The 5,880-nt window shown below is 77.0% G+C and carries 1 protein-coding gene; it reads left to right on the plus strand.

The genetic code is table 11. The annotated features are described in order from the left end of the window. Positions 1–5,880, plus strand: a 5,880-nt coding sequence (locus C5N14_RS27335; RefSeq protein WP_117672145.1) for a type I polyketide synthase, incomplete at both ends; no start/stop codon positions are given.

Consider the following 5,880-nt stretch of genomic DNA (forward strand, 5'->3'; position numbering starts at 1 on the left):
GCCGACGTCCGCGATCCGGAGACGGTGGCGGCCGAGCACCCGGGCGTCGCGTACCGGTCGTTCGACCTGAACGAGGCCGGCAGCGCCCGGATCGGGGAGATGCTGGCCGAGCTGCTGGCGCTGTTCGAGCAGGGCGTGCTGCGTCCGCTGCCGGTGCGGGTGTGGGACGTGCGGCAGGCCCGTCAGGCGCTGCGGCACATCAGTCAGGCGCGGCACGTGGGCAAGGTGGTGCTGCGGATCCCCGCCCCGGTGGACCTGGACGGCACCACGTTGATCACCGGCGCGGGCGGGACCCTGGCCGGGGTGGTGGCCCGGCACCTCGTGGCCAGCGGCCAGTCCCGGCACCTGCTGCTCGCCTCCCGCCGGCACCCCGACGACGCGGGCCGGGACGACTACGCCGCCCTGGTCCGCGAGCTGACCGACGCCGGCGCGCGGGTGTCCGCCGTCGCGGTCGACGTCAGCGACCCCGCGCAGGTCAGGGAGCTGATCGACCGGGTCGACCCGGCGCACCCGCTGACCGCGGTGGTGCACACCGCCGGGGTGCTCGCCGACGCCACCGTCACCTCGCTGGACGAGCGGGCCATCGCCACGGTGATGGCGCCGAAGGTCGACGCCGGGTGGGCGCTGCACGAGGCCACCGCCGACCTGGACCTCGCCGCGTTCGTGACGTTCTCCTCCCTCGCGGCCACGCTCGGCTCGCCCGGGCAGGGCAACTACGCGGCGGCGAACGCGTTCCTCGACGCCCTGGCCGCGCACCGCCGGCAGCGGGGCCTGGCCGCGACGAGCGTGGCCTGGGGCCTGTGGGCCACCACCAGCGGGATGACCGCCCACCTCGACGGCGACGACCAGCAGCGGCAGCGGCGGGTCGGGATGACCGGCCTGTCCGCGACCGAGGGCGCCGACCTGTTCGACGCGGCCCTGCCGGCGGTGTCGCCGCTGGTCGTGGCGGCCCGGTTGCAGGTCACCGGCGGCGCGTCGCAGGTGCCGCCGCTGCTGCGGCAGCTCGTGCGTGCCGGTGGCCGGCGGCGGGCCGGCGGTGCCCCCACGGCGGGGACCTCGTGGCGGGACCGGCTCGTCGGCCTGCCGGAGGCGGACGCCCGGCGGCTGCTGGTGGAGCTGGTCTGCGGGCAGGCCGCCGCCGTGCTGGGCCACGCCTCGGCGCAGGCCGTGCCGGCCGCCCGCGCGTTCAAGGAACTGGGCTTCGACTCGCTGACCTCGGTGGAGCTGCGCAACCGGCTGGGCGCGGCGACCGGGCTGCGGCTGCCCGCCACGCTCGCCTTCGACCACCCCACCCCCGCCCGGCTCGCCGAGTACCTGTTCGGGCAGCTCGGTCTCGCCGCGACCGACGCCGCCACGGCCGTGCGCGCCGTCGGCGCCGGCGCGACCGACGAGCCGGTGGCGATCATCGGGATGGCCTGCCGCTACCCGGGTGGGGTCGCCACCCCGGAGCAGCTCTGGCAGCTCGTCACCTCCGGCGCCGACGCGATCGGCGGGTTCCCCACGGACCGGGGCTGGGACCTGGACCGCCTGTACGACACCGGCAGCACCGTCACCGACCAGGGCGGCTTCCTCTACGACGCCGCCGACTTCGACGCCGGCTTCTTCAACATCAGCCCCCGCGAGGCCCTCGCCATGGACCCGCAGCAGCGGCTGCTGCTGGAGACCGCCTGGGAGGCCTTCGAGTACGCCGGAGTCGACCCCGACGGCGTCGCCGGCACCGCGACCGGCGTCTTCGTCGGCGCCGCCTCCTCCGGCTACGCCACCGGCGGGCGCGAGGACCTGGACGGCCTCGAGGGGCACCTGCTGACCGGCACGGCCGGCAGCGTCGCCTCCGGCCGGGTCTCCTACACCTTCGGGCTGGAGGGTCCCGCCGTCACCGTCGACACCGCCTGCTCGTCGTCCCTGGTCGCCCTGCACCTCGCCGCCCAGGCGCTGCGCGGCGGCGAGTGCGACCTGGCGCTGGCCGGCGGCGTCGCCCTGATGGCGCTGCCCGGCATGTTCTCGGAGTTCTCCCGCCAGGGCGGCCTGGCCCCCGACGGCCGGTGCAAGGCGTTCGCCGCGTCCGCCGACGGCACCGGCTGGTCCGAGGGCGTGGGCATGCTGCTGGTGGAGCGGCTGTCGGACGCCCGGCGCAACGGGCACCGGGTGTTGGCGGTGCTGCGGGGCAGCGCCGTGAACCAGGACGGCGCGTCGAACGGCCTCACCGCGCCGAACGGTCCGTCGCAGCAGCGGGTGATCCGGCAGGCCCTGGCCAACGCCCGGCTCGGCGTCGCCGACGTGGACGCCGTCGAGGCGCACGGCACCGGCACCATGCTGGGTGACCCGATCGAGGCGCAGGCGTTGCTGGCCACGTACGGGCAGGGCCGGCCGGCGGACCGGCCGCTGTTCCTCGGGTCGATCAAGTCGAACATCGGGCACTCCCAGGCCGCGGCCGGGGTGGCTGGCGTGATCAAGATGATCATGGCGATCCGGTACGGGCTGCTGCCGTCCACCCTGCACGTGGACCAGCCGTCCCCGCACGTCGACTGGGCCGCCGGCGCGGTGGCGCTGCTCACCGAGCCGCAGCCGTGGCCGGCCGTCGACCGGCCCCGCCGCGCCGCCGTGTCCTCGTTCGGGATCAGCGGCACCAACGTGCACACCATCATCGAGCAGGCGCCCGACGACACCGCCCCGGCCGCCGCCCGGCCGAGCCACGCCCCGGAGCTGCCCGGCCTGGCCGGCCCGGTCGGCGTGCCCCTGCCGGTGTCCGGGCGCAGCCCGCAGGCCCTGCGGGAACAGGCCGCCCGGATCCGTGGGCAGCTCGCCGAGGACGCCGACCTGGACCTCGTCGACCTGGGGTTCTCGCTCGCCACCCGGCGGGCCCACCACCCGTACCGGGCCGTCGTGGTGGCCGGTGACCGGGACGCCGCCCTCGCCGAGCTGGCCGCGCTTGCCGGCTCCGAGGTGCCACCTGCCCCCGTCGACGGCGCGCCGAAGGTCGTCTACGTCTTCCCCGGCCAGGGCTCGCAGTGGGTCGGGATGGCGCTGGACCTGCTGGAGTCGTCCCCGGCCTTCCGGGACGGGATGCGGCAGTGCGCCGAGGAGCTGTCCCGGCTGGTGGACTGGTCGCTGGAGGACGCGCTGCGGCAGGCACCCGGCGCGCCACCGCTGGAGCGGGTCGACGTGGTCCAGCCCGCCCTGTTCTCCGTCATGGTGTCCCTCGCCCGGCTGTGGAAGGCGTGCGGGATCGAGCCGGACGCCGTCGTCGGCCACTCGCAGGGCGAGATCGCCGCCGCGTGCGCCGCCGGCGCCCTCAGCCTCCCGGACGCGATGCGGCTGGTCGTGGCGCGCAGCCTCGGGCTGCTGGCGATCTCGGGTCGGGGCGGCATGCTCTCCGTGCCCCTGTCGGCCGCCGACACCGGGCAGCTCATCGCGCCGTGGGCGGACACCCTGTCCATCGCCGCCCTCAACGGCGCCGCCGTGACCGTCGTCTCCGGCGCCGCGGAGTCCGTCGACGCGCTGCTGGCGCACTGCGCCGAGCGCGAGATCCGGGCCCGGCGGATCGCCGTCGACTACGCCTCGCACAGCGCGCACGTCGAGGCGGTCCGCGACGACGTGACGGCCGCGCTCGGCACCGTCGACCCCCGGTCGACCGGCGTGACCTTCTACTCGACGGTGACCGGCGACCTCATCGACACCGCCGAGCTCGACGCCGACTACTGGTACCGCAATCTACGCGAACCGGTCCGGCTCGCGCCGGTGGTCGACCGGCTGATCGCCGAGGGCTTCCGGGTCTTCGTCGAGGTCAGCCCGCACCCGGTGCTCAAGGTGGCGGTCCAGGACGCGCTCGACCGGGCCGCCGACCGGGGCGGTCCCGGCGTGGTGGTGGGTTCCCTGCGCCGCGACGAGAACGGCCCCCGGCAGATGCTGTCCGGCCTGGCGGAGCTGCACGTCGCGGGCGTCGGTGTGGACTGGGCGGGGGTGTACGCCGGGTCCGGCGCCGCCCCGGTCGACCTGCCCACGTACGCGTTCCAGCGGGAGCGGTTCTGGCCGGCGGTGGACCGCTCGTTCGGCGGCGACGTCTCCGGCGCGGGCCTCGGCGCGGCCGGCCACGGCCTGCTGGGCGCGGCGGTGCGGCTGGCCGGCGGCGACGAGGTGGTGTTGACCGGGCGGCTCTCCGCCGCCACCCATCCGTGGTTGGCCGAGCATGTGGTTGCCGGTTCGGTGGTGGTGCCGGGGACGGCGTTGGTGGAGTTGGCGGTGCGGGCCGGTGACGAGGTGGGCGCGTCGCGGGTGCGGGAGCTGACCGTGCTGACGCCGCTGGCGCTGCCGGCGTCGGGCGGGGCACGGGTGCAGGTGCGCGTCGGCGCGCCCGGCGCGTCGGGCGCCCGGCTGGTGACCGTGCACTCGCAGCCGGAGGAGGACGACGACGCGGGCTGGGCCCGGCACGCGGAGGGCGTGCTGGAGGCCGCCTCCGCGGACGAGCCGGTGCTGGGGGAGTGGCCGCCGGCCGGGGCGTCCGAGGTGGACCTGACCGGTTGGTACGCCGCCCTGGCCGGGCACGGCCTGGCGTACGGGCCGGTGTTCCAGGGCCTGCGCCGGGCGTGGACCGCAACCGGTGAGGCGTACGCCGAGGTTGCCCTGCCGGAGCAGGTGGCGGGCGACGCGGCGCGGTTCGGGGTGCATCCGGCGCTGCTCGACGCGGCCCTGCACCCGATCGGCCTGCTGCTGACCGAGGGGTCCGGCGGGCCGCGGGTGCCGTTCGCGTTCGAGGGCGTGCAGGTGCACGCGTCGGGCGCGTCGGTGCTGCGGGTCCGGCTGACCCGCGCGGGCACCGGGGTACGGGTGGTCGCGGTCGACGGCGCGGGCGCGCCGGTCGTGTCGGTGGACTCGCTCGTGCTGCGGGAGATGACCGGCGGCGCGGCCTCGGGCGCGGCGGCCCGGTCGCTGTTCGAGGTGAGCTGGCAGGCCGAGGAGGTCACCCCCGTCACGGACCCCGCCGGCCGGGTGCTGCTGGGCGACGCGGCCGGGACCGCCGGGCCGGGAGCGGCCGGGTACCCCACCGTGGCCGACCTGGCCGCGGCCGTGGCCGCCGGAACGGCCGACCGGCCGCGCCTGCTGCTGCTGCCGGTGACGATCCCGCAGCCGCCGGACGCCGAGGTGCCGGCGGTCGTGCGGACGGCCACCGCGCACGTGCTCGGCGTGCTCCAGTCCTGGCTGGCCGCCGGGGAGCTGGCGGACACCCGGCTCGTCGTGGTGACCCGGGGCGCCGTGACGGCCCTTCCCGCCGACGAGCTTCGCGACCCGGTGGGCGCGGCGGTGTGGGGCCTGCTGCGCTCGGCGCAGTCGGAGCACCCCGACCGGATCGTCCTCGCCGACGTCGACCGGGACCTCTCACCCGAGCTGTGGGACCTGCTGGCCGGCGCCGCCGAGGACCCGTCGACCACGGGCGGGCAGGTCGCGGTGCGCGGGGGCGAGATCCGCTCCCCGCGCCTGACCCGCACCGGCGCCTCGGCCGGCGACGACCTGACCCCGCCGGACGGGCTGTGGCACCTCGCCGCGACCGCTCCCGGCACCCTCGACGGGATCGGCCTCGCGCCGGCCGCCCCGGCCCCCCTCGACGCGGGCCAGGTGCGCATCGCCATGCGGGCGGCCGGGGTGAACTTCCGGGACGTGTTGATCGCGTTGGGGATGTACCCGGATCCGTCGGCGGTGATGGGTAGCGAGGGCGCGGGCGTGGTGGTGGAGGTCGGTCCGGGCGTGACCGACCTGGCCCCCGGTGACCGGGTGATGGGCATGTTCGAACCCGCCTTCGGCCCCCAGGTCACCGCGACCCGGAAACTGGTCGCCAGGATCCCGGCTGGCTGGACCTTCGCCGAGGCCGCCTCCGTGCCGGTGGTG

Source organism: Micromonospora sp. MW-13, from assembly GCF_003434305.1.
Taxonomy (GTDB): domain Bacteria; phylum Actinomycetota; class Actinomycetes; order Mycobacteriales; family Micromonosporaceae; genus Micromonospora.